Source organism: Klebsiella sp. 141240, from assembly GCF_050600805.1.
In the GTDB taxonomy this organism is placed as follows: Bacteria; Pseudomonadota; Gammaproteobacteria; order Enterobacterales; family Enterobacteriaceae; genus Klebsiella; species Klebsiella aerogenes.
The window spans coordinates 193091-216019 of the sequence record NZ_JAQIRK010000004.1 but is presented as its reverse complement, the minus strand read 5'-3'; the positions used below and the strand labels follow the sequence as shown (position 1 = coordinate 216019).

The window sequence follows — 22929 nt, the reverse complement described above, 5'->3', positions numbered from 1 at the left end:
AATGCATCCCCTGAAATACTGTTACACCACCGCGGTGGTCAGCCGTGATGAGCAACACAGGCGCCCCTGCTCATCGGTGATATCAATTTGCCACACCTGATGGCGCGACCCTACATGCAGCGCGGTACAAACCCCACGCACCCGCCCACTGCGCACTGAACGAATATGGTTGGCATTCACTTCCAGGCCGACCACTTTCTGTTCCCCTTCGGTACACAAATAGCCCGCAACCGAACCCAGCGTTTCCGCAAGAACCACCGATGCGCCGCCGTGGAGCAGGCCAAATGGCTGATGCGTACGGTGATCAACCGGCATTGTTGCTTCAATGGCGTTATCGTTGATGGCCACAAACTGAATATCCAGCAGACCCACCATGTTCCCCTCGCCCATCGCGTTAAGCTGCGCTAGCGAAGCCTGACGTTTCCAAATCATCCGATAATCTCCAGCAGAGCCTGCAGCGGGTGACGCACTCCGCTACCTTCGATACGCTTCACCTGGCTTCGGCAGGAATAACCGGTAGCCAGACAGCGGCTGCGCGGTAAACGCGCCATCGCCTGCTGCCAGGAAAGCGCGTAAATCGCCAGCGAGTTGGCATGGTTTTTCACTTCATGACCATAGGTACCGGCCATACCGCAGCAACCCGTACTGATGTACTCCATTTTCGCCCCAAAACGGGCAAATATTTCCGCCCACTGTTTGGGCGCGGCCGGTAGCGCCGTCACTTCTGTACAGTGACCAAACAGATACCAGGGTTCGCCGCTGTTGTCCTGGCCGGCCGATGGCGCTATCGCCTGGGTCAGCCACTCATGCGCCAGCATCACGCGAAAATCGCCGCGTTTCTCGCCCAGCGTCTGGTTATATTCATCGCGATAGCAAAGCACCAGCGCCGGGTCGACGCCAACCATCGGTATATCCAGCCGCGCTACGCGGTTGAGAAAATCAGCGGTTTTCTGCGCGGTACGCGCAAAGCGCGTCAGGAACCCCTTGATATGCTGCGCTTTACCGTTCGGCGAGAACGGCAACAGCACCGGCTGATAGCCAACTTTTTCAATCAGGCGGACAAAGTCAGCTACCACCTGCGCTTCGTAGTAGCTGGTAAACGGATCCTGTACCACCAGCACCCTCTTCGCACGCTGGTCGACGCTCATTGCTTCCAGCTCCTCAAGCGTGGTATTGGCGGAGCGGTGGCCTGCCAGCTGCTGTTTGAGCGACGGTACGGAGAGCAGCGGCAGATCGACCATGCCGATATGTTTTTCCGACAGCTTGCGCATCCACGGCTGATTGATAAAGAAGTTGAATGTTTTCGGCGCCTGGGCCATCAGCGGCGCGTAGGACTCGACCGTCGCCACCAGATGATCACGTACCGGTCGTAGGTAGCGGCTGTGATATAGCTGCAGGAAGCGGGAACGGAATTCCGGCACGTCGATCTTAATCGGACACTGGGTTGAACAGGCCTTACAGGCCAGGCAGCCAGACATCGCCTCTTTCACTTCATGCGAGAAATCATATTCGCCTTTACGCGCATGCCAGCTATTGCGGGTACGCTCGATCAGGGCGCGCAGGCTCACGCCTTTTTCCGGAAGCTCTTGCTCCAGTTTGTTCGGATCGATACCACGGTCGGCCAGCAGGCGTAACCATTCACGCACCAGCGTCGCGCGGCCTTTCGGCGAATGGATGCGCTGATTGCTGACCTTCATTGATGGACACATCGGGCTTTTTACATCGAAGTTAAAGCACAGACCGTTACCATTACACTCCATCGCGCCGCGCCAGGCGCTACGCACGGCAATGGGAATTTGGCGATCGTAGGTGCCGCGTTTCACCGCATCGACTTTCATCATCGGCGCATCGACGCCTTCCGGTGGGCAAATTTTCCCAGGATTCAATCGGTTATCCGGATCAAATGCCGCTTTCACTTTACGCAGTTCGCTATATAACTCCTCGCCAAAAAAGGCCGGACTGTACTCGGCGCGGAACCCTTTACCGTGTTCGCCCCACAGCAGGCCGCCATATTTGGCCGTCAACGCCACCACCTCATCGGAGATCTGCTTCATCAGCACCTCCTGCTGCGGGTCGCACATGTCTAACGCCGGACGAACGTGCAGCACGCCGGCATCGACGTGTCCAAACATGCCGTAGCTCAGGCCATGTCCGTCGAGTAAAGCGCGAAACTCGGTGATGTAATCCGCCAGATGCTCAGGCGGCACGCAGGTATCTTCAGCGAAAGGAATCGGTTTAGCGGCGCCTTTGGCGTTGCCCAGCAGACCAACCGCCTTTTTACGCATGGCATAGATGCGCTCGACGCCATCCAGTTCATGACAGACCTGCCAGCCAATCACTCCTGCGGCGCCCTGCGACATGAGCTCATCAAGACGCTGACACAGGGTGGAAACCTGACCGTCTATTAATTCAGCATCATCACCGGCAAACTCAACGATATTGAGCCCCAGCATCTCTTTATCCGGCACATCGGCGATCAATTCGCTTACCGAGTGCCAGACGATATCTTCTCGCGCCAGATTAAGTACCTTCGAGTCGACGGTCTCCACCGACAGCGCCTTCGCTTCAACCATGAAAGGCGCGTTACGCAGCGCCGAATCAAAGGAGTCATACTTGACGTTAACCAAGCGGCGCACCTTCGGCAGACGCGTAATATCGAGCCGCGCTTCGGTGATAAATGCCAGCGTGCCTTCGGAGCCGGTCAGAATGCGCGTCAGGTCGAACTCGCTCATCTCATCATTGAACACATGACGCAAATCGTAGCCGGTCAGGAAGCGGTTCAGTTTCGGGAATTTATCGATGATCAGCTGACGCTGCGCTTTGCAGCGCTGATAGACGGTACGGTAGATGCGGCCAATCGCTGACTGCTCGCGCCCCAGCGTTTCCGCCAGCGCGGCGGGAATTGGTAAAGTATCAAGGATATCGCCGCCCATGAGTACCGATCGCACCCCGAGCACATGATCGGAGGTTTTACCGTAAACCAATGACCCCTGTCCGGAGGCATCGGTATTGATCATTCCGCCGAGCGTCGCGCGGTTACTGGTCGACAGCTCTGGGGCGAAGAAATAGCCGTAGGGCTTAAGAAACTGGTTAAGCTGGTCTTTGATTACCCCGGCTTCGACCCGTACCCAACCCTCTTCAGGATTGATTTCGATAATACGGTTCATATAGCGCGACATATCAACGATGATCCCCGCATTCAGCGCTTGACCATTGGTGCCGGTACCACCGCCGCGAGGGGTAAAAATCAGCGATTTAAAGCGCGGTTCCGCCGCCAGTCGCGCCAGTAAAGCGACGTCTGCGGTGGAACGGGGAAACAGAATGGCGTCCGGCAACAGCTGATAGACACTGTTATCGGTCGCCATAGTGAGCCGGTCGGCATAGCTGGTGGCGGTATCGCCGGTGAAACCTTGTTGCTCCAGTACCTGCAAAAAATTCAGCACCAGTTGAACGACGCCCGGCGCTTGAGAAATCTGTGGGATCATGACGCTTGACCCTGCCTGAATATGTTGTGTTTAGATGATGTAATAATGCGCAAATTAAACGTTTGCGTGGCGCACTCAACTTTTTATCACATTTTTTTCATATCCGCCCACGAGATTTACGGGCAAAATCAGGCGCGCGAAATTATTGATATTATTATCTGTACATGGAATTACGCTGCGTCAGCATTGAGACGCGACTGGAAAGGTAAATTTTCTCTATGATTAACCAACATCAGCCCCGGGACATACCGCAAATTCTGCTGTCGGTGCTGTTTTTGTCCCTGATAATTATTTCCTGCCTGTGGGTTGTGCAACCATTTATTCTCTCCTTCGCCTGGGCCGGTACCGTGGTCATCGCCACCTGGCCGGTGCTGCTTCGTTTGCAAAAGCTGCTGTTCGGCAAACGCGCGCTGGCGGTGCTGGTGATGACGCTACTGCTGTTTTTACTATTCGTCATTCCCATTGCCTTACTGGTGAATAGCCTGGTCGATAATAGCGCCCCGCTGATTAAAATCGTCAGTACCGGCCAGGTAACGCTGCCGGATTTCGCCTGGCTGAACTCGATTCCGCTGATCGGCGATAAACTCTATTCCGCCTGGCATAGCCTGCTGGAGATGGGCGGCGCGGCGATTATGGCCAAGGTCCGCCCTTATATCGGCGCCACCACCACCTGGTTTGTCGGCCAGGCTGCGCATATTGGTAAACTGCTGGTTTACTGCGGACTGATGCTATTGTTCAGCGCCCTGCTTTACTGGCGCGGCGAGCGGGTCGCCTATGGTTTCCGCTACTTCGCGACCCGTCTGGCCTCAAAGCGTGGCGATGCTGCGGTGGTCCTAGCCGGACAGGCGGTACGCGCCGTGGCGCTGGGCGTGGTTGTCACCGCGCTGGCGCAGGCGGTTCTTGGCGGTATCGGGCTGGCGATAAGCGGCGTACCTTACGCCGCGCTGTTGACCGTGGTGATGATTTTCACCTGTCTGGTACAGCTGGGGCCGCTTATCGTGCTGGTGCCGTCGATTATCTGGCTGTACTGGACCGGCGATACGACCTGGGGCACGGTGCTGCTGGTATGGAGCTGCGTGGTGGGTACGATGGATAACGTGATTCGCCCGGTGCTGATTCGCATGGGAGCCGACCTGCCGATGATTCTGATCCTCTCCGGCGTTATCGGCGGCCTGATCGCTTTCGGCATGATTGGCCTGTTTATCGGTCCGGTGCTGCTGGCCGTCTCCTGGCGCCTTTACGACGCCTGGGTGCAAGAAGTACCGCCGCCGCCGCTGGACCCGGATCTGGTTCTGGCGGAGCTCGCCGAGCTTAATGCCAGCCATAACAAAAGCGAAAAGTAACAGAAAGGCGGGGAAACCCGCCTTAAACTTAAGCTAAATTTATCAATCCCCCGCCACTTCCGGCATATTCATGTTCCAGCTCGATATTTACCCCTCATATTCTTCACACTGATTTAACTATTGAGAAGAATCCGATCGACGTCAACAGCCCTGATGCCTACTATTAGCCCACGGTTATAGATCAAGATATTGATTTATAAGCATGGAAATCCCCTGAGTGAAACAACGAATTGCTGTGTGTAGTCTTTGCCCATCTCCCACGATGGGCTTTTTTTTACGTCAAAATCAAAAAACGCAACGTTGCTGAAGGCAAAAAAAATCCCCGGCATTTCTGCCAGGGATTGGGCTATCCGCGTTGAACTTATTTATTCAGTTCAGCCAGACCTAACCAGGTTTGCACCACGGTATCCGGGTTCAGGGACAGGCTATCGATCCCCTCTTCCATCAGCCAGGCGGCAAAGTCTTCGTGGTCGGACGGCCCCTGGCCGCAGATGCCCACATATTTGCCCTGTTTTTTCGCCGCGCGGATGGCCATCGACAGCAGCGCTTTCACCGCGTCGTTGCGTTCATCAAACAGCTCAGACACAACGCCGGAGTCGCGATCGAGACCCAGCGCCAGCTGCGTCATGTCGTTCGAACCGATCGAGAAGCCATCGAAATACTCGAGGAACTGCTCCGCCAGCAGCGCGTTCGACGGGATTTCGCACATCATGATGATCTTCAGCCCGTTCTCGCCGCGCTTGAGCCCCTGACGTTCCAGCTCTTCAACCACCGCTTTCGCCTGCGCGACGGTACGAACGAACGGCACCATCACTTCCACGTTGGTCAGGCCCATGTCGTTACGCACGCGTTTCATCGCTTCACACTCCAGCGCGAAGCAATCGCGGAAGCTTTCCGAAACGTAGCGTCCGGCGCCGCGGAAGCCGAGCATCGGGTTCTCTTCTTCCGGCTCGTAACGCTCGCCGCCCACCAGGTTAGCGTATTCGTTAGATTTAAAGTCCGAAAGACGCACGATGACGCGTTTCGGATAGAAGGCGGCGCCAAGGGTAGCGATCCCTTCGGTCAGGCGGCCAACGTAGAACTCTCTCGGCGAATCGTAACCTTTCATCAGCTCGCGGATTTCGTTCTGCAGGCCCGGCTCCTGGTCGTCAAATTCCAGCAGCGCGCGCGGGTGAACGCCAATCATGCGGTTGATGATGAATTCCAGCCGCGCCAGGCCCACGCCTTCATTCGGCAGGCAGGCGAAGTCAAAGGCGCGATCCGGGTTGCCGACGTTCATCATCACCTTCAGCGGCAGGTTCGGCATCTCGCCGACGCTGGAGCTCTTCACGCTGAAGTCCAGTAGCTCTGCGTAGACGTAGCCGGTGTCGCCTTCGGCGCAGGAGACGGTGACGTTCTGGTTTTCCTGGATGCGATCGGTTGCATCGCCGCAGCCGACCACCGCAGGGATCCCCAGCTCGCGGGCGATAATCGCCGCGTGGCAGGTACGTCCGCCGCGGTTGGTGACGATCGCCGAGGCTTTCTTCATGATCGGTTCCCAATCCGGGTCGGTCATATCGGTGACCAGCACGTCGCCAGGCTCGATGCGGTTCATCTCACTGATATCGTGGATAACCTTAACCGGGCCGGCGCCGATACGGTGGCCGATAGCTCGACCTTCGGCAATGATCTGCCCCTGGGCATGCAGCGTATAACGCTCCATCACCTGACCGCGCGAACGAACCGTTTCCGGGCGCGCCTGGACGATAAACAGCTTACCGGTATGGCCATCTTTCGCCCACTCGATATCCATCGGGCGACCGTAGTGCTTCTCGATCTGCACCGCCTGCTTCGCCAACTCTTCCACTTCCTCGTTGGTTAACGAGAAAACATCGCGCTGCGCCTGCGGCACATCTTCGATGCGCACCTGCTTGCCGTGTTCCTGAGTCGGCGCGTAAACCATGCGGATTTTTTTCGACCCCATGGTACGGCGCACGATAGCTGGGCGGTTAGCCGCCAGGGTCGGTTTATGAACGTAAAATTCGTCCGGGTTCACCGCGCCCTGCACCACCATCTCACCGAGCCCCCACGCCGAGGTGATAAACACCACCTGGTCGAAACCGGACTCGGTATCGATGGAGAACATCACGCCGGAGGAGGCCAGGTCGGAGCGCACCATCCTCTGCACCCCGGCGGATAGCGCCACGCCGCGGTGATCGTAACCCTGATGCACGCGATAGGAGATCGCGCGATCGTTAAACAGTGAAGCAAAGACGTGCTTCACGGCAACGAGCACGGCGTCAAAGCCCTGCACGTTGAGGAATGTCTCTTGCTGGCCGGCGAAGGAAGCATCCGGCATATCTTCCGCCGTCGCCGAAGAGCGAACGGCGAACGAGGCCTCGGCGTCATCGGCGGACAGCAGGTCATAAGCTTCGCGAATCGCGTTTTCCAGTTCGCTCTGGAAGGGGGTGTCGATGATCCATTGACGGATCTGCGCGCCCGCTTTCGCTAATGCGGAAACGTCGTCAATGTCGGTTTCATCCAGCAGTGCATAAATGCGCTGGTTAACGCCGCTTTGGTCCAGGAACTGATCGAAAGCATCAGCGGTGGTGGCGAACCCGTTTGGTACGGAGACACCCATACCGGACAGGTTAGTAATCATTTCACCAAGGGAGGCATTTTTGCCCCCAACTCTGTCTACATCATTCATGCCGAGTTGGTTATACCAAAGCACCAGCGGTGACGAGCCATTGTTGGACATCGAGACAATCCTTTTGTGATTTAATACAAATTATAGAAAACACACGATCGACTACGGTATTCATCCTGACATATTTATGCCGCTGAAAAAAACGGTGAATCGTTCAAGCAAATTAATTTTCTGTTTTTAGGATTGTTTTCCGGAATTCCCTAACTATATGATTAAAATGGATTCTATTGATATTTGATACAAATAGTGTGCAAAACCCGAAACTGAACCTGCCATTTCATTAAAAACAAAAATAGCGTTTCATTTTTTAAAGTGAGACAAAGGTTAAAGCTCTGTGCTTAAATTTACTCTGCTTTTAGATAATTATACCGGATGGTCAAAATGGACAGTGCTGTAGATCGCCACGTATTTTATATTTCTGACGGTACCGCTATTACGGCGGAAGTTTTAGGCCATGCGGTAATGTCGCAATTCCCGGTGGTCATCAGTAGCGTGACGTTGCCGTTTGTTGAAAACGTCAGCCGCGCCCGGGCGGTAAAAGAACAAATCGATGCCATTTATCAACAAACCGGCATCCGCCCGCTGGTCTTCTATTCCATCGTTATCCCCGAAATTCGCGACATTATTTTGCAAAGCGAGGGTTTTTGTCAGGATATCGTGCAGGCGCTGGTGGCCCCGCTGCAGCAAGAGTTACATCTGGATCCCACACCGGTGGCTCACCGCACCCACGGCCTGAACCCCGGTAACCTGATTAAATACGATGCGCGTATCGCCGCCATCGATTACACGCTCGCCCATGACGACGGCATTTCGCTGCGCAATCTCGATCAGGCGCAGGTGATCCTGCTCGGCGTATCGCGCTGCGGCAAAACGCCGACCAGCCTGTATCTGGCAATGCAGTATGGCATTCGCGCCGCTAACTACCCCTTTATCGCCGACGATATGGACAATCTGGTTCTCCCGGCCTCGTTAAAGCCGCTGCAGCACAAGATGTTCGGCCTGACGATTAACCCGGAGCGACTGGCGGCAATCCGCGAAGAGCGCCGGGAAAACAGCCGTTACGCCTCGCTGCGCCAGTGCCGTATGGAAGTAACCGAAGTCGAAGCGCTGTATCGCAAAAACAAGATCCCCTGCCTCAACAGTACCAACTATTCGGTAGAGGAAATTGCCACCAAAATCATGGATATCATGGGGCTGAATCGCAGGATGTACTAATACACTAGTACATTATTGAAAATTTGTTTATGCTATCGCTCGTGGCCTATACAGGATCATGCCCTGCTCTTGCAATAAGCAGGGATTGGTTTATCGTGATGCGCATCACTTCCCGGCATTTTCGCCGCGGAAGAAACAGATTTTTGAGACCCCAATGAATAAAACAGACGAATTGCGTACCGCGCGCATTGAAAGCCTGGTAACGCCCGCGGAACTGGCGCAGCGCCATCCCGTGTCGGCCGAGGTTGCCGCCCACGTCTCCGCCTCCCGCCGGCGGATTGAAAAAATCCTCAACGGCGAAGACCGCCGCCTGCTGGTGATTATCGGCCCCTGCTCCATTCACGACCCCGAAGCGGCGCTGGAATATGCGCGCCGCCTGCAGGGCATGCGCGAACGTTACCAGCCGCAGCTGGAAATTGTCATGCGCACCTATTTCGAAAAACCGCGCACCGTCGTGGGCTGGAAAGGACTCATTTCCGACCCTGACCTCAACGGCAGTTACCGGGTCAACCACGGTATCGAACTGGCGCGTCGTCTGCTGCTGCAGGTCAACGAGCTGGGTATCCCCACCGCCACCGAATTCCTGGATATGGTGACCGGGCAGTTTATTGCCGATCTGATTAGCTGGGGCGCCATCGGCGCGCGCACCACCGAAAGTCAAATCCACCGCGAGATGGCCTCGGCGCTCTCCTGCCCGGTTGGTTTTAAAAACGGTACCGACGGCAACACCCGTATCGCGGTCGACGCGATACGCGCTTCGCGCGCCAGCCATATGTTCCTGTCGCCGGATAAACAGGGCCAGATGACCATCTACCAGACCAGCGGTAACCCGTACGGCCATATCATTATGCGCGGCGGTAAACGGCCAAATTATCATGCAGCGGATATCGCCGCCGCCGGTGAAGCGCTACGGGAATTCGATCTCCCTGAGCAACTGGTCGTCGACTTCAGCCACGGCAACTGTCAGAAGCAGCATCGCCGGCAACTGGAAGTGTGCGCCAATATCTGCCAGCAGATCCGCGATGGATCTACCGCCATTGCCGGGATTATGGCGGAGAGCTTCCTCGCCGAAGGGACGCAAAAAGTGATCCCCGGTCAGCCGCTGACCTGGGGCCAGTCGATTACCGACCCGTGTCTGAGCTGGGAAGATAGCGAAAAAATGCTCGCCGAACTGGCTGCTGCCACCGCTACACGGCTGTAACCCTTCCCCCGCCGCGCTCGCGGCGGGTATTCATCGCTCGCCGTTCATCCTCTGCGCAATAGCTACCTGAAATGGTAAGCCACGACAAAAAAGGCTTGCCGTGAAAATTAACATTACTGATAATGATTATCATTGTTGCTTTTATTTTTACTTTGGTGCTATGACGCGTATGGATAACACTGCCACAGCTGAGAAAACGAAAGACAATGCTCCCTATCCTATTGCCAGCGATCGCCAAATCAGCAGCCGGACGCTGTTGGGCGCGGAAGGCCGCGTGGTGATCGAACATGACGGCCAGCGCTATCTGCTGCGCCAGACCCACGCCGGTAAGCTAATTTTGACCAAATAAAACCTCGCGCGATGGCGAGGCTTTACGGTTAGCTGGAGCAGCTGACTTCCAGATGTTTACCCCAGTCAGGCGGGCGGCTGCCATAATCATCTGAACGATCGGCAAACGGCTGCGCGAGGGCCTCATGCAGACGTTCCAGCTCGCGCATGTCGCCATCTTCGGCTTTTTCTATTGCCCGCTGCGCCAGCCAGTTGCGTAGCACCACCGCCGGGTTGACGCCCTGCATCCGCTGCTGGCGTTCGCTATCGTCGATCTGTTCATCGCGCAGCCGCGCCCGGTAGTCGGCAAACCAGCTATCAAACGCCGGGCGGTCGATAAACTCATCGCGCAGCGGCGATGCCGCGCTATGCTGCTCGCTTTGGCTCAGCATCCGGAAGGTACGAGTGTAGTCACTCCCTTCACGCTCCATCAGGCTGAACAGTCCATCAAGCAGAGTGTTATCACCGGTTTGCTGAGTATAGAAGCCGAGTTTGTCGCGCATGCGGCGGCCGTAGGCGGTCAACAAGGCATGCTGATAGTCATCCAGCGCCGCGTTCAGCGCGTCGGCGCTGATAAACGGCGAGAGCGACTGGGCCAGACGCTGCAGGTTCCACAACCCTACAGCCGGTTGGTTATCAAAGCTGTAGCGCCCCTGGTAATCAGAGTGGTTACAGATAAAACCGGGCTGGAAATCATCGAGGAAGCCATACGGACCATAATCCATGGTCAGGCCAAGAATCGACATATTGTCGGTATTCATCACCCCGTGGGCAAAGCCAACGGTCTGCCAGCTGGCGATCATTTCCGCGGTACGCGTGACAACGTCACGGAACCAGAGAATATACTTATCCGCCTCCTGCTGCAGCTGCGGCCAGTGGTGTTCAATCACATAATCGGCCAGCTGCTGCACTTTTCCCGCTTCGCGACGATAGTAAAAATGTTCGAAATGGCCAAAGCGTACGTGACTTTCGGCGATGCGCATCAGCATGGTGCCGCGTTCTTCGCGTTCGCGGTAAACCGGCGTGTCGCTGGTCACCATCGCCAGCGCGCGGGTGGTTGGGATCCCAAGCGCATGCATTGCTTCGCTGGCAAGGCTTTCGCGGATAGTTGAACGCAGTACCGCCCGGCCATCGCCCATTCTCGAATAGGGCGTCAGACCAGCGCCTTTAAGATGCCAGTCAAAACGTTGACCATCCGGCAACTGCTGCTCGCCAAGCAAAATGCCGCGCCCATCGCCAAGCTGACCGGCCCAGGCGCCAAATTGATGGCCACTATAGACCTGCGCCAGCGGCGACATCCCCGGCAGCAACGCTTCGCCACCCCAGACGCCCGCTCCGCGCTCGGGTTCGAATAACGTTTCCGGGACGCCCAACGTTTGCGCCAGAGCGGTGTTGCGCCAGATGAGACGCGCGTTCTCCAGCGGCGTGGGCGCCAGAGAAGTGTAAAAACCCGGCAGCCGATCGCGCCAGTGAGTAGTAAAAGACAGGGTCATGGTTCCTCCTGCCGCCAGTGTAGTGCCTTCAACAGGGTATTAACACGGGCGAACTGCAGGGTTATGGCAATTAAAAAAGGGAGCCATCGCTCCCCTTTTTCACCGAATGCGGGTTAAATGCGCCTCGCCTGCCAGAATTTTTTGTTCCAGTAGACGTTGTCCAGCGACGAGCGGGTAACGCCCTGGCTGGTAGAGGCGTGAATAAATTGATTGTCGGTATCATAGATACCGACGTGCAGGCCGCTTTCGCCGGATCCGGTTTTGAAGAATACCAGGTCGCCGGGCAACAGATCGCTTTTATCAATGCGGGTGCCGATTTCCGCCTGCTCGCGAGTTTCCCGCGGCAACTGCATGGCGAATTTGTCGCGGAACGTGCGTACCACAAAGCCCGAACAGTCAACGCCGCGCGGCGTCATGCCGCCATAACGGTACGGCGCACCACGCCAGTTGCGCAATTGCTCATTCAGATTCGCCACCACGGTAATGGAATCAGCCAGCCGCGGATTCGGCGGCGGCGCCCGGTGGCTGCTACAGCCAGGCAGCACCATCGCCGCAATAAAAATGAACCACAAACGCATCTCAGACGATTCCTCTGTTCCCTGTCCTGTTATTGCAATAATTTAGCCTGTTTAGCGGCGTACAGGCAAGATCCTTACCTGCTACTGTGACGCCACGAGCATAAGATGACCCGCGACTTCCACACGCTGGAAAGCGATATGATAAGCGGCGGTCAAATTTTCCTCACTCAGCACCTCATACGTTTCCCCGCTGGCAATCATCTGCCCACCACAAATGAGCCACGCCCTCTGCGCATGTCGCAACGTATGGTTGAGATCGTGGCTGCTCATCACGATAGCGATCCCCAGCCCGCATAGCGACGCCAACACGCTATCCAGCGCCGCCTGTTGCGCGACATCGAGGCTGTTCATCGGTTCATCCAATAATAACAGCTGGCCGGCTGGATTCGCGCGGCGGTGAATCTGCAGGATCACCGCCGCCAGACGCACCCGCTGCCACTCGCCGCCGGAGATCTGGTTGACCTGGCGCCCCAGCTTATCGCTTAACCCCAGTTGGCCGGCGATCTCGTTGAGCAACCCCTGCGGGGCGCTATCCTGCATATGTAACGACAGATAGTGCCACACCGGCATTGCGAAGGGCGGGAGCTGCTGCTGGCTCAGATAGGCGCGATGGCGGGCAAGCTCCGCCGCGGGCCACTTATCCAGCGCCCGCTGGTTAAGCGTAATCAGGCCGGGGCCGGTGGTCAGCCCGGCCATCCGCGCCAGCAGGGTACTTTTACCCGCGCCGTTCGGCCCCACCAGATGGACTATCTCTCCGGGCCGAACGTCAGCGGTAAACGGCGACAGCCGCCCCGCTTCCGCTACATCCTGTAGCTGCATCAAAAACGGCATTATTGCGCTAATGCTCCTTTTAGCGCAGCCAGTAGCTGCGGGTCGTCCGGCGTCATGTCCGGAGAGAAACGCTGAATGACCTGGCCATCGCGGCCCACGAGGAATTTTTCAAAGTTCCACAGGATGTCGTCAACGTACAGCGGCGCTCGGCCTTTACTGGCCATCCGCTCATAAAAGCCGCTCCCTTCCGGCGCGACGGCTTTCGGGGCGGCGGCAATCAGTTTTTGATACAGCGGCGCGCGATGTTCGCCGTTGACGTCAATTTTACTGAACAGTGGGAAAGTGACGCCGTAGGTCACGCTGCAGAACGTTTTAATCTCTTCTTCGCTGCCCGGCTCCTGGCCGAGAAACTGATTACAAGGAAAGCCAAGGACGCTGAATCCCTGCGGAGCAAACTCTTCTTGCAGCGCTTCCAGTTGCTCATACTGCGGCGTGAGGCCGCATTTTGAGGCCACGTTGACGATCAGCAGCACCTTTCCGGCATACGCTGCCAGGGTGGTTTTCTCGCCATCGATGGTCGTCACTTCGGTATTAAGAATGTCGTGTTGCATAGCCTTCCCTCAGTCAATAATGCAGGTTAAGGAGATCCCTATCTACTGTAGCGGATTCAACGCGGCTGATTCTACTTTGATTCGTGGGCAAATGTCGCTTGATGTAACACCGCTGCGTTTGCCACCGGCAACATGAATTCCTCTCAATATCAGCAATGGACAAATCAGTGTACAGTGTGAAACAGATGTAATAGTGTTTCGTTACTTGTTAATTTATGAGAGTTTTTATAGATGAAGAAGTTATTAAGCTCGGTATTAATCGCCACATCGGTGGCGCTGTTATCCGCCTGCTCTCCGGACGATAACGATAAGGTTAAAGTCGCGATCAATACCGGCCCGGATGAAGCTATCTGGAAAGTCGTGGAGCAGGTAGCAAAAGACAAATATAACCTCGACGTTGAGGTTATCTCTTTCAATGATTACGTCCTGCCGAATGAAGCGTTAAATAATAAAGATGTCGACGCCAACGCCTTCCAGACGCTGCCCTATCTCGAAGCGCAGTCGAAAGAGCGCGGCTATAAATTCGCCATCGTCGGTAAAACGTTCGTCTTCCCGATTGCCGCCTATTCGCGCAAAATCAAAAATATCAGCGAACTGCCTGACGGCGCGACCGTCTCTATCTCTAACGAAACCACCACGCTTGGCCGCAGCCTGCTGCTGTTACAGGCGCAAGGATTAATCAAGTTGAAAGATGGCGTAGGCTATCTGCCCACTACGCTGGATATCATTGATAACCCAAAACACCTGAAGATTGTTGAAGTCGATACTCCGCAGCTGACCCGTACGCTCGACGATCCGAACGTAACGCTTGCCATCATCAACACTAATTTCTCGGCGCAGGTCGGTTTATCCGCCGCCCGCGATGGCCTGTTTATGGAAGGCCCGGATTCACCTTATGTCAATGCGATTGTCTCTCGCGAAGACAATAAAGACAGCAAGAAAATCCAGGAGCTGAAAGAGGCCTTCCAGACCAAGGAAGTCGCCGATAAAGCGCAGGAAGTCTATAAAGGCGATGCCATCAAAGGCTGGTAATCGTCACCCGACGCCGTCCATTACGACGGCGTCTCCCTACCCCCGCCGTCCCGAACGCAGCAGCAACCAGATGAATACCGGCGCCCCCAGCGTCGCCGTCACCACGCCGATCGGTAATTCCGCTGCCGATAACGCCAGACGGGCAATGATATCGGCGCCGAGCAGCGCGCTGGCGCCAGCTAACAGGCAGGCGGGAAGCAGCACCCGATGATCGCTCAGGCCGCACAGGCGCAAAATATGTGGGATCACCAGACCAATAAAGCCAATCGCTCCCGCCAGCGCCACGCTGACGCCGACCAGCCAGCCGGTGGCCACCACCAGTAGTTTTCGCCATAGCCACAGCGGCAGGCCGAGCTGACGCGCCGAGACTTCGCCCAACGCCAGTAAGTTCAGCGGCTGCGACTGCCAGCATACCCACAGCAGCACCGGTAGCAGCGCCAGCATCAGCCACAGCTGCTGCCAGTCGACGCCGCCAAAACCGCCCATCATCCAGTACATCAGCTGGCGCAGATCAAAAGACGTTGAGAAATAGACCGCCCAGGTCATCAACGCGCTACAAATAATGCCGAGCGCCACCCCTGCCAGCAGCAGACGGCTGGTGGACAGGTGACGCCGGGCGAAACGGAGCAGAATAAAGGTAATCAGCAGCGCGCCGGCGATGGCGCACAGCCCCAGCGCCCACATGGGTAACATGCCGTGGCCTAACAGCACGGCGGCAATCAGCCCAACGCCCGCGCCGTTAGAAACACCCAGCAGACCCGGTTCCGCCAGCGGGTTTTCAAATAGCGCCTGCATGATCGCCCCGGAAAGCGCCAGCGCCGCCCCCACTAACAGCACCGCCAGCGTGCGCGGCAGACGGATTTGCCAGATAAACAGCTCGCCTTTAGCGCTAAACCACTCCTGCGGCGCGATCCATTGGTCACCGGCGCACAGGCTAATTGTCAATGTGACAAGTAGGATCAGCGTTAAGGCGGTTAGCCAACGACGGTTATAGCGCTGTTGAATATCGGCGAAGGTCTGCATAAGTCCCGGAGACAAGTGAGCGAGGTGATTGATTTTACGGTGGCGATGGCGGGGAGAAAAGGAAAAACTCTGAGTTATCACCACGCTGGCGCCGGCGCTCCTCGAGACGCCAGCGTGGGAATGGAATTTACACCAATACCTGGAACAGTAGCGCGAAGAGAATGATATTCGCCACCACAATCGCCCAGCCGTTATAAAGCATATATTTCAGATGGGTAGATTGCGCCAGCCCCATCTGACCAAACATATCCGAAGAGGGGAATGGGCCAAACCAGTCGACCTGCGAAGAGGCCAGCAGCACCGCAGTGGTTCCCTGTGGCGGTACGCCAGCGGCCATCAGCATCGGGCCGAATATTTTGTGGGTGAAGGTCATCTGCGCCACCGCCGCCCCCGGTACGTGGCCAATAATATTGAAAGCGAAGATGCAAAAGCACAACCAGGCAGGCGAAATGCCTTCCAGCAGCGGCTGGGTATAGTCGAGCAGCCCTTGGTAGGCATGAAGACCATCCATCAGCTCCAGGATCGGGTTATACAGCCAGTAGAGGATAAACATCCACACCAGACGGCCACAACCGTGGTACAGCGCCTGCAGGATCTGCGTCGGGCGCAGGCCGCCCACCAGCCCGGTAATCAGGGCCACCAGCAGCATCACGATAATCGCAAAGCTGAATCCGGCTTTAATCACCACACCAATTACCGCCATCACAATAATCGTTGCCGCGAAGGCCAGCGCGCTGAGCTTACGCCGACGCAGCTGCGCGGCGCTCAGTGCTTCTGTTGGCTTCTCCGTGAGATCGACTTCATAGCGTAGTTTGCCTTCGGTCATCTTCTGGATCCGTCCCGCCATCACCCAGCCGGCCAGCAACGTCACCGCGCTCATCGGCAGCCCCACGTACAGCAGATAATCCGGATAGCTTAATCCGCCAAGGCTCAGGATAGTCACGGTGCTAGGGGTAAACGGCCCGGTAAACAATCCCACGGAGCCGGCGGTCATCATCAGCGCGGCTACCGTTGGCGGAGTCAGGCGTACCGCTGCCGCTACCGGGATGATTACCGCGACAATAATCGCGTTACCACCGGCCATCGTCCCCAGCGAGCCGCAGATTAAAATCGAGGACACCACAATGCCAAACTTCACTCGGGTCTGGCTGGACAGGCCGATGCGGTGAACGACAAATTTCACCAACTCAACTGCGGCGCCGGTACGGGTGGCGACTTCGCCCACCCCGGCGCCGAGCATAATAATCAGCCCGACGGTGGCGATAAATGAACCGGTGGATTTCGCCAGCATGGTGCCCATTTCCGGCAATCCGGTGGAGGTCATAATCATGGCGATAATAATCGAAGAAATCACCGCCAGAACAATATCGACACCGACCAGCGACAGCACCGCTAACGCCACTAATGGCGTAAAGCCCAACAGGCCGAGTTCATTACTCGGGCGGCCATGGCACCACCACGCGGTCAACACAAAAAGCACCAATAACAGGCCAATAATAACGTTTTTTCTTGTGATATTTCGTCTGGCGAGGGTATTGCCAGCGAGCGTTGAGTCACTCATATAACTCCTTAAAGCCATTAAAACCGACCGCACTTGCAGGTTGGCGTATTCGGGCCTGCTCAGAAAATATCCCCCCCTCGTTATCATTATTGGCTCGATGGCCTGAGGATTTGTAGGGAACAAAGGGAATGGTTCTGAGAACGTAAAAGTCCGTCTGAAGACGGTACCAGCAGCACAATATGTAACCGGAGCGCTGATTGGCGATTAAATTTATGTTAATTTAGTGTTAGTAGAAAATGACTTTTTATCGGCAAGCTATAACCCTGAGTTAACTGTTCATGAAACTGCGCCATCTGGAAATCTTCTACGCCGTGATGACTTGCGGCTCTCTTTCACGTGCGGCGGAATCGCTGAATATCTCCCAGCCAGCCGCCAGTAAAGCGTTAAAAAACGCCGAGCTTAAGCTCGGTTTTAAGCTGTTTCAGCGGGTACGGGGCAAGCTGCTGCCAAGTAGCGAAGCGCTCACACTTTTTGAAAAAGCGCAGAGCATTTATCAGGATCTCGATAACCTGCGCCTGCTGGCGGATAATCTGGCCCGCGATCCGCGCGCCAAAATCACCTTAGGCTGTTTACCAAGCCTCGGATTAAGCCTGGTGCCGGAGCTGGTGACCGATTTTTATCAGCAAAACAGTAATCTGGTGATGACCTTAACCACCGAGCATACTGAGACGTTGGTCAAGAAATTGGATCTGCGCGAAATAGATTTAGCGCTGACGCTGCAGCCGGTCCAGCAGGGGGAGATCATCACCACCCTGATTGCCGAAGTGCCGCTGGTCTATATCGACCGCGACTACCGACAAGGCGCGGTGGACATCAAAGAGATCGATCAGCAGCGCTGGATCTCGCCGGGGCCGCATTCGCTCTCTGCCGCCATCGCCACCCGCCGTGATTTTTCCACTACCCGGCTTAATGTGCAGACCTACTACATGGCCACCGAGTTCGTGAAGCGCGGCATCGGCTGCAGTATCACCGATATCTTCTCGGCGCGGCATAATTTGTCGCCGGAGATGATTCACCCGATTACGCCGCCGATGAAAATCAACCTTTGCCTGCTGCGTCGCGCCGATGTTTCACTCAGCCCAATCACGCAGAAATTTGTCGATTTTCTGTGTAAACAGCTGCGCCAACAGCTCAAAGAAATTAACCTGCAGTTATACCCTGACCATAAAAAGTCAATTGCGCCGCTGGGGTAAATGCTTTGACATAACCGCAAGATATTTATCAGCGGTGGATATATCAGGTTATGAAAAAACGCATTGTGATTATCGGCGGCGGCGTGGTGGGGCTGGCCACCGCCTGGGTATTAATTAAGAGCGGACACCAGGTGCAGCTACTGGAGCGCAACGCCGAGCCGGGCAGCGCCACCAGTTTCGCCAACGGCGGGCAATTAAGCTACCGCTACGTGGCGCCGCTTGCCGACCGCGGCGTTCCCCTGCAGGGAATTAAATGGATGGGCAAAGCCGATTCACCGCTGAATATGCGCCTGCAAATGTCTTTCCAGCAGTGGCGCTGGCTGTTGCAGTTTCTGCGCGCCTGCAATAGCCAAAGCAACAAAATTAACGGCGATCATATTTTACGTTTATCACTGCTTAGCCGTCAGGTCATGCAGTCGTGGCTTGATGAAGATAATCTTGCTGATTTTCACTGGCGGCGTAGCGGCAAACTCATCATCCATCGCCGGGAATATGATTTTCATAAAGCGGCAAAAGGGATTAACCCCCAATACCAGCATGCGCTGAGCGCCGAAGCCTGCCTGCAGCTTGAACCGGCGCTGAAACACATCAGCCATTCGCTACAGGGCGGGATTTATTCGCCAGGAGATGAAACGGCAGACTGCCATAAATTCTGTCTCGCGCTGCTCGACAAACTCAATGCCAGCAGCAACTTCAGCCTGCTCACCCACTGCGAGGTGCTGCGGCTCAATAAGCGCGACGGGCGCATCAGTTCACTTGAGACCAGCTGCGGTACGATAACCGGCGATGATTATGTCGTCGCCGCCGGTAACGGCAGCGGCCCGCTGCTGGGTCATCTGGGCGTGCGCGTGCCGCTGTGCGCGCTGAAGGGATACAGCCTGACCCTTCCCTACCCTAAGCAATCCGGGATCGCGCCGGATATCAGCGTGACCGACTACGGACACAAAATCGTTTACGCCCGCCTGGGCGATCGGTTACGCATCGCGGCGATGGTGGATATCGGTTACGACGGCGATGAACTACGTGATAGCCGCGTTCAGGCGCTGAAGAAAATCGTCGCTAGCAGCTTTCCCGAACTGCAGGGACTGGATGAGGCTGAAGCCTGGACCGGTATGCGTCCGTCGACGCCCGCGGGCCCACCGATGCTGGGGCGTGCCGGATACCAGAATCTGTGGATGAATCTCGGCCAGGGTAGCCTCGGTTTTACCCTCGCGGCCGGCAGCGCCGTGGTACTGGGAGCGCTCCTCGATGGCGAAGCGCCGGCAATTTCTTTAGATGGTCTGACATGGAAACAATCCGCATGACAATTATTCGTAATAATCCGCAACCCCGACTTTCCGCCAGCGTCGAGTACGGCAACCTGGTGTTTCTCTCCGGACAAACGCCGAAAAGCAGTACTGATGATATTGCGCTGCAAACCCGTGAAGTTCTGGAGAAGATCGACGCCCTGCTGGCTACCGCCGGTAGCGACAAGCAGCACATCCTTTCCGCACAGATCTGGCTTAAAGATATCTCACGCGATTTTGCCGCGTTTAATGAGGTCTGGGTGAAGTGGATGCCGGAAGGCCATAGCCCGGCGCGGGCGGCCGTTCAGGCCGAGATGGCGCGGCCCGACATCCTGGTGGAAATCATGGTCACCGCCGTAAAAGCGTAAGATAAAACAGGTAAGAAAAAAGGCCGCATAGCGGCCTTTTTAATTAGTCAGTCCAGATTATTTCTCTCTGGGTGAAGCGTTTTCGACACGGCTTTTTAACTTCTGTCCGGGTCTGAAGGTCACCACACGCCGGGCTGTAATGGGAATATCTTCCCCCGTTTTCGGGTTACGTCCCGGGCGTTGGTTCTTATCACGCAAATCGAAGTTGCCAAACCCGGAGAGTTTTACCTGTTCTCCGTTTTCCAGAGCACGACGGATCTCTTCGAAAAACAACTCTACCAGTTCTTTGGCATCCCGCTTGCTAAGCCCAAGCTTATCAAACAGATATTCTGACATTTCAGCTTTTGTAAGCGCCATAGGTTCAATCCCTCAATGATGCCTGGAATCGCTCTCTTAATGCCTCTACACATTTGGCAACGGTAGTGGCAATCTCCTCTTCTTCGAGTGTACGGCTGGTATCCTGAAGGATCAGGCTAATCGCAAGGCTCTTAAAGCCTTCCGCCACACCCTTACCACGGTACACGTCAAATAAGTTTACGCCAACTACCTGATTTACGCCAACTTTCTTACATTCGGCCAAAACATCGGCTGCAGGGACGTTTTCCGCGACCAGTACCGCGATATCGCGACGGTTCGCCGGGAAGCGAGAAATTTCGCGCGCCTGAGGCACCACGCGGTCTGCAAGCTTGTTCCACTCGATTTCGAACACCAGAGTGCGGCCGTTGAGATCCAGTTTACGTTCCAGTTCCGGATGAACAACCCCAATGAAACCAATGCGTTCACCTTTCAGATAAATCGCCGCGGATTGTCCCGGATGCAGTGCGGTAGCCGCTTCTGCACGGAATTCGATATCGGCTAATTTACCGGTCAGATCAAGAACAGATTCCAGATCGCCTTTTAAATCATAGAAATCGACGGTTTCTTTTGCCAGGTTCCAGTGCTCTTCGTAACGGTTACCGCTAATCACCCCGGCCAGCATCACATCCTGACGAATACCCAGCGGCGCCTGCGTATCCGGCACGAAGCGCAGACCGCTCTCAAAGATGCGCACGCGGCTCTGTTGACGGTTCTGGTTGTAGACGACGGTGCCCAACAGACCGGTCCACAGCGACAGACGCATCGCCGACATTTCGCTGGAGATAGGGCTTGGCAGAATCAGCGCCTCTTCACCGGCGTGGATTAGCTGCTGTACTTTCGGGTCAACGAAGCTGTAGGTAATCACTTCCTGATAACCTTTGTCGTTAAGCAGCGTTTTCACGCGCTTCAGCGACAGGTCCGCTTCACGGTGGGTTCCCATGATGAGACCTGCCTGTACCGGCTCGTCAGGAATGTTGTTGTAGCCGTAGACGCGGGCCACTTCTTCAACCAGATCTTCTTCGATCTCCATATCGAAACGCCAGCTTGGCGCCACGGCCTGCCACTCGTCCTGACCAATGGTCACTTCGCAACCCAGGCGTTGCAGAATGTCGCTCACCTGAGCGTCATCAATATGATGGCCAATCAGGCGATCCAGCTTGCTACGGCGCAGGGTGATAGTGGCGCGTTTTGGCAGCGTCTCTTCGTTGGTCACATCGATAATTGGGCCGGCTTCCCCGCCGCACAGGTCGATCAGCAGACGGGTCGCACGCTCCAGCGCTTTATATTGCAGGGCCGGATCGACGCCGCGTTCGTAGCGGTGGGATGCATCGGTGTGCAGGCCATGACGGCGCGCGCGACCGGTGATAGACAGCGGGCTGAAGAACGCGCATTCCAACAGCACGTTCTGGGTTTCATCGTTAACGCCGGAATGTTCGCCGCCGAAGATACCGCCCATCGCCAGCGCTTTCTTGTGGTCAGCAATGACCAGCGTATCGCTATCGAGCTTAGCTTCAGAGCCGTCCAGCAGTACCAGCGTTTCGCCCTCTTTTGCCATCCGCACGACGATACCACCTTCAATGCGGTCACGATCAAAGGCGTGCATCGGCTGGCCGAGCTCGAGCAGCACGTAGTTGGTCACGTCAACCACCGCATCGATGGAACGGATACCGCAGCGACGCAGCTTCTCTTTCATCCACAGCGGAGTGGGCGCTTTGACGTTGATGCCTTTCACCACCCGGCCCAGATAGCGCGGGCACGCCTGCGGCGCGTCAACCTGAATCGGCAGCACGTCGTCAATAGTCGCGGCAACTGGAGTGATTTCCGGCGCGTTCAGCGGCGCTTTGTTCAGCACAGCGACATCGCGCGCCACGCCGATGATACCCAGGCAGTCGGCGCGGTTTGGCGTGACGCTGATTTCAATGGTGTTATCGTCAAGCTTGAGGTATTCGCGAATATCGGTACCGATCGGCGCATCGGCCGGCAGCTCGATGATACCGCTATGGTCGTCGGAAATACCCAGCTCGGAGAAAGAGCACAGCATTCCTTCTGACGGTTCGCCGCGTAGTTTCGCCGCTTTAATTTTAAAATCACCCGGCAGTACGGCGCCAATGGTCGCGACGGCCACCTTCAGGCCCTGACGGCAATTCGGCGCACCGCAGACGATGTCCAGCAGACGCTCGCCGCCGACATTGATTTTGGTCACGCGCAGTTTGTCAGCATTCGGATGCTGGCCGCACTCGACCACTTCACCGACGACCACGCCGTTGAAGCTACCGGCCACCGGCTCAACGCCATCAACTTCCAGGCCCGCCATGGTAATCTGATCGGACAGCGCGTCGCTGTCGATCGCCGGGTTAACCCATTCGCGTAACCACAGTTCACTGAATTTCATTGTT

General features: G+C 56.1%; 19 protein-coding genes and 1 other RNA gene. 9 read left to right on the top strand and 11 right to left on the bottom strand.

What is annotated here, in order from left to right:
* Positions 1-21: 21 nt before the first annotated feature.
* Positions 22-432 carry a 1,4-dihydroxy-2-naphthoyl-CoA hydrolase gene (menI, locus tag PGQ95_RS09590; RefSeq protein ID WP_316424583.1) on the bottom strand — a complete coding sequence of 137 codons (411 nt, stop codon included), beginning with the start codon at positions 430-432 and terminating at the stop codon, positions 22-24.
* The gene (ydiJ, locus tag PGQ95_RS09585) at positions 429-3485 is read right to left on the bottom strand and encodes a D-2-hydroxyglutarate dehydrogenase YdiJ (RefSeq protein ID WP_430917848.1); all 3057 of its coding nucleotides are present in this window, start codon (positions 3483-3485) and stop codon (positions 429-431) included. The genes menI and ydiJ overlap by 4 nt, the downstream gene beginning before the upstream one ends.
* Before the next feature lie 218 nt (positions 3486-3703).
* Here ydiJ and ydiK point away from each other — a divergent pair, with 218 nt between their 5' ends.
* The gene (ydiK, locus tag PGQ95_RS09580; RefSeq protein ID WP_045396076.1) at positions 3704-4828 is read left to right on the top strand and encodes an AI-2E family transporter YdiK; all 1125 of its coding nucleotides are present in this window, start codon (positions 3704-3706) and stop codon (positions 4826-4828) included.
* Between the two features lie 170 nt (positions 4829-4998).
* An RNA gene (gene rprA, locus PGQ95_RS09575) (antisense sRNA RprA) lies at positions 4999-5106 on the top strand.
* 83 nt (positions 5107-5189) lie between these two features.
* Here rprA and ppsA read toward each other — a convergent pair.
* The gene (gene ppsA, locus PGQ95_RS09570) at positions 5190-7568 is read right to left on the bottom strand and encodes a phosphoenolpyruvate synthase (protein ID WP_015367026.1); all 2379 of its coding nucleotides are present in this window, start codon (positions 7566-7568) and stop codon (positions 5190-5192) included.
* Positions 7569-7898: 330 nt separating this feature from the next.
* On the opposite strand from ppsA, the gene ppsR reads away from it, so the two are divergent.
* The 3 genes from ppsR to hemP all read left to right on the top strand — a co-directional run bounded on the left by ppsR (position 7899) and on the right by hemP (position 10282).
* Positions 7899-8732, top strand: a complete 834-nt coding sequence (gene ppsR / locus PGQ95_RS09565) for a posphoenolpyruvate synthetase regulatory kinase/phosphorylase PpsR (RefSeq protein ID WP_430917846.1) — start codon at positions 7899-7901, stop codon at positions 8730-8732.
* A 154-nt stretch (positions 8733-8886) separates the two neighbouring features.
* Positions 8887-9933: a 3-deoxy-7-phosphoheptulonate synthase AroH gene (aroH, locus tag PGQ95_RS09560; protein WP_047078818.1), complete on the top strand. Its 1047-nt coding sequence runs from the start codon at positions 8887-8889 to the stop codon at positions 9931-9933.
* A gap of 169 nt (positions 9934-10102) precedes the next feature.
* A complete protein-coding gene (hemP, locus tag PGQ95_RS09555; RefSeq protein ID WP_162750204.1) occupies positions 10103-10282 on the top strand; it encodes a hemin uptake protein HemP in 180 nt (59 codons plus the stop codon).
* A gap of 28 nt (positions 10283-10310) precedes the next feature.
* Here the strand turns inward: hemP and selO are convergent, their stop codons facing one another.
* The 4 genes from selO to PGQ95_RS09535 all read right to left on the bottom strand — a co-directional run bounded on the left by selO (position 10311) and on the right by PGQ95_RS09535 (position 13713).
* Positions 10311-11753, bottom strand: coding sequence for a protein adenylyltransferase SelO (selO, locus tag PGQ95_RS09550; RefSeq protein ID WP_430917844.1), 1443 nt, complete (start codon positions 11751-11753; stop codon positions 10311-10313).
* A 113-nt stretch (positions 11754-11866) separates the two neighbouring features.
* On the bottom strand, positions 11867-12331 hold the full coding sequence (locus PGQ95_RS09545; protein WP_430917842.1) for an NlpC/P60 family protein: 465 nt from the start codon (positions 12329-12331) through the stop codon (positions 11867-11869).
* Between the two features lie 81 nt (positions 12332-12412).
* The gene (gene btuD, locus PGQ95_RS09540) at positions 12413-13162 is read right to left on the bottom strand and encodes a vitamin B12 ABC transporter ATP-binding protein BtuD (RefSeq protein WP_087857928.1); all 750 of its coding nucleotides are present in this window, start codon (positions 13160-13162) and stop codon (positions 12413-12415) included.
* The gene (locus PGQ95_RS09535; protein ID WP_087857929.1) at positions 13162-13713 is read right to left on the bottom strand and encodes a glutathione peroxidase; all 552 of its coding nucleotides are present in this window, start codon (positions 13711-13713) and stop codon (positions 13162-13164) included. The genes btuD and PGQ95_RS09535 overlap by 1 nt, the downstream gene beginning before the upstream one ends.
* Before the next feature lie 231 nt (positions 13714-13944).
* Here PGQ95_RS09535 and PGQ95_RS09530 point away from each other — a divergent pair, with 231 nt between their 5' ends.
* Positions 13945-14745 (top strand): MetQ/NlpA family ABC transporter substrate-binding protein, encoded by an 801-nt coding sequence (locus PGQ95_RS09530; protein ID WP_087857930.1) that lies wholly within the window; start codon positions 13945-13947, stop codon positions 14743-14745.
* 36 nt (positions 14746-14781) lie between these two features.
* Here the strand turns inward: PGQ95_RS09530 and btuC are convergent, their stop codons facing one another.
* Both btuC and PGQ95_RS09520 read right to left on the bottom strand, forming a co-directional pair.
* A complete protein-coding gene (btuC, locus tag PGQ95_RS09525; protein ID WP_430917840.1) occupies positions 14782-15768 on the bottom strand; it encodes a vitamin B12 ABC transporter permease BtuC in 987 nt (328 codons plus the stop codon).
* A gap of 127 nt (positions 15769-15895) precedes the next feature.
* Complete coding sequence (locus PGQ95_RS09520; RefSeq protein ID WP_015367038.1) at positions 15896-17329, bottom strand: hypothetical protein; 1434 nt, start codon at positions 17327-17329, stop codon at positions 15896-15898.
* Between the two features lie 278 nt (positions 17330-17607).
* Here PGQ95_RS09520 and PGQ95_RS09515 point away from each other — a divergent pair, with 278 nt between their 5' ends.
* Genes PGQ95_RS09515 through PGQ95_RS09505 form a run of 3 tightly spaced genes read left to right on the top strand, consistent with a single transcriptional unit; the run spans position 17608 to position 20176 of the window.
* The gene (locus tag PGQ95_RS09515) at positions 17608-18522 is read left to right on the top strand and encodes a LysR family transcriptional regulator (RefSeq protein ID WP_015705115.1); all 915 of its coding nucleotides are present in this window, start codon (positions 17608-17610) and stop codon (positions 18520-18522) included.
* Positions 18523-18560: 38 nt separating this feature from the next.
* The gene (locus tag PGQ95_RS09510) at positions 18561-19826 is read left to right on the top strand and encodes a D-amino acid dehydrogenase (RefSeq protein ID WP_348854780.1); all 1266 of its coding nucleotides are present in this window, start codon (positions 18561-18563) and stop codon (positions 19824-19826) included.
* Complete coding sequence (locus PGQ95_RS09505) at positions 19823-20176, top strand: RidA family protein (protein ID WP_087857934.1); 354 nt, start codon at positions 19823-19825, stop codon at positions 20174-20176. The genes PGQ95_RS09510 and PGQ95_RS09505 overlap by 4 nt, the downstream gene beginning before the upstream one ends.
* Before the next feature lie 57 nt (positions 20177-20233).
* Here PGQ95_RS09505 and ihfA read toward each other — a convergent pair whose 3' ends face one another.
* Together ihfA and pheT are read right to left on the bottom strand one after the other, a co-directional pair.
* A complete protein-coding gene (gene ihfA, locus PGQ95_RS09500) occupies positions 20234-20533 on the bottom strand; it encodes an integration host factor subunit alpha (protein ID WP_015367042.1) in 300 nt (99 codons plus the stop codon).
* A gap of 4 nt (positions 20534-20537) precedes the next feature.
* Positions 20538-22925: a phenylalanine--tRNA ligase subunit beta gene (gene pheT / locus PGQ95_RS09495; protein ID WP_430917837.1), complete on the bottom strand. Its 2388-nt coding sequence runs from the start codon at positions 22923-22925 to the stop codon at positions 20538-20540.
* Between the last annotated feature and the right edge of the window lie 4 nt (positions 22926-22929).

What these genes read in the sequence shown, in the direction of transcription:
- selO (WP_430917844.1), bottom strand. Translation starts at nt 11,753, where the DNA reads ATGACCCTGTCTTTTACTACTCACTGGCGCGATCGGCTGCCGGGTTTT.
- ydiK (WP_045396076.1), top strand. Translation starts at nt 3,704, where the DNA reads ATGATTAACCAACATCAGCCCCGGGACATACCGCAAATTCTGCTGTCG.
- ppsA (WP_015367026.1), bottom strand. Translation starts at nt 7,568, where the DNA reads ATGTCCAACAATGGCTCGTCACCGCTGGTGCTTTGGTATAACCAACTC.
- btuD (WP_087857928.1), bottom strand. Translation starts at nt 13,162, where the DNA reads ATGCCGTTTTTGATGCAGCTACAGGATGTAGCGGAAGCGGGGCGGCTG.
- ppsR (WP_430917846.1), top strand. Translation starts at nt 7,899, where the DNA reads ATGGACAGTGCTGTAGATCGCCACGTATTTTATATTTCTGACGGTACC.
- PGQ95_RS09535 (WP_087857929.1), bottom strand. Translation starts at nt 13,713, where the DNA reads ATGCAACACGACATTCTTAATACCGAAGTGACGACCATCGATGGCGAG.
- PGQ95_RS09520 (WP_015367038.1), bottom strand. Translation starts at nt 17,329, where the DNA reads ATGAGTGACTCAACGCTCGCTGGCAATACCCTCGCCAGACGAAATATC.
- PGQ95_RS09530 (WP_087857930.1), top strand. Translation starts at nt 13,945, where the DNA reads ATGAAGAAGTTATTAAGCTCGGTATTAATCGCCACATCGGTGGCGCTG.
- PGQ95_RS09545 (WP_430917842.1), bottom strand. Translation starts at nt 12,331, where the DNA reads ATGCGTTTGTGGTTCATTTTTATTGCGGCGATGGTGCTGCCTGGCTGT.
- menI (WP_316424583.1), bottom strand. Translation starts at nt 432, where the DNA reads ATGATTTGGAAACGTCAGGCTTCGCTAGCGCAGCTTAACGCGATGGGC.
- hemP (WP_162750204.1), top strand. Translation starts at nt 10,103, where the DNA reads ATGGATAACACTGCCACAGCTGAGAAAACGAAAGACAATGCTCCCTAT.
- ihfA (WP_015367042.1), bottom strand. Translation starts at nt 20,533, where the DNA reads ATGGCGCTTACAAAAGCTGAAATGTCAGAATATCTGTTTGATAAGCTT.
- aroH (WP_047078818.1), top strand. Translation starts at nt 8,887, where the DNA reads ATGAATAAAACAGACGAATTGCGTACCGCGCGCATTGAAAGCCTGGTA.
- ydiJ (WP_430917848.1), bottom strand. Translation starts at nt 3,485, where the DNA reads ATGATCCCACAGATTTCTCAAGCGCCGGGCGTCGTTCAACTGGTGCTG.
- pheT (WP_430917837.1), bottom strand. Translation starts at nt 22,925, where the DNA reads ATGAAATTCAGTGAACTGTGGTTACGCGAATGGGTTAACCCGGCGATC.
- btuC (WP_430917840.1), bottom strand. Translation starts at nt 15,768, where the DNA reads ATGCAGACCTTCGCCGATATTCAACAGCGCTATAACCGTCGTTGGCTA.
- PGQ95_RS09505 (WP_087857934.1), top strand. Translation starts at nt 19,823, where the DNA reads ATGACAATTATTCGTAATAATCCGCAACCCCGACTTTCCGCCAGCGTC.
- PGQ95_RS09515 (WP_015705115.1), top strand. Translation starts at nt 17,608, where the DNA reads ATGAAACTGCGCCATCTGGAAATCTTCTACGCCGTGATGACTTGCGGC.